This is a genomic window from Pseudomonas psychrophila (genome assembly GCF_001043005.1).
In the GTDB taxonomy this organism is placed as follows: Bacteria; Pseudomonadota; Gammaproteobacteria; order Pseudomonadales; family Pseudomonadaceae; genus Aquipseudomonas; species Aquipseudomonas psychrophila.
Genome location: NZ_JYKZ01000073.1, coordinates 1 through 646 on the forward strand (window position 1 = coordinate 1; position 646 = coordinate 646).

Consider the following 646-nt stretch of genomic DNA (forward strand, 5'->3'; position numbering starts at 1 on the left):
GTCGTCGGGATGATGTGTCTCAAGGAAACCAAGGACGTAAATATCGACAAGGTCTGACACATGATCAGGAGTGAATGAGGAGAAGGACTGCAAGACACAAAAAAACCGGCATATCAGCCGGTTTTTTTGTGCTTAGAAAAACTTATGCACGTTTTCCATCAAAAGCCATTGTCTAGAAATAAGTATTTAAATCATTAACTTACGGCGTTAATTAGAAAGAAATCCAAAACTTGTGCACAAGTTATCCACAAAACGTCTTAGCTCGTTGTTGTGTCTGCGGGAGCCGCTAAAGGCGGGAGTGAACCCATGTCGCGCTGGGTCTGTTCGTTCCAGGCCTGGACCCGGTCGTTTAGCTCGGCAATCGCCCGTGGACCGGTGCCGTTGGCGTACATTGGCTCGCCAATCACCAGCTCGATCGTTCCGGGTTTTTTAGCCCAGCCAGTCTTGGGCCAGAATTTGCCCGCGTTGTGGGCAATCGGCAATACCGGCAACTCGGCGTTGACTGCCAGTGCCGTCCCCCCCCGGGAGAACTTGCCCACCTGGCCAAATGGCACGCGGGTACCCTCCGGAAAGATCAGTACCCAAATGTTGTCCTTGAGCAGCTCATCACCCTTCTTGGCGATGTGCTTGAGCGCCGCCTTGGGGT

At 52.2% G+C, this 646-nt stretch carries 1 protein-coding gene; it reads right to left on the reverse strand.

Annotation, left to right across the window (positions count from 1 at the left end; genetic code table 11):
• Positions 1-257: 257 nt before the first annotated feature.
• A partial coding sequence (locus tag TU76_RS24125; protein WP_048352671.1) for a lysophospholipid acyltransferase family protein occupies positions 258-646 on the reverse strand: 389 nt, incomplete at its 5' end.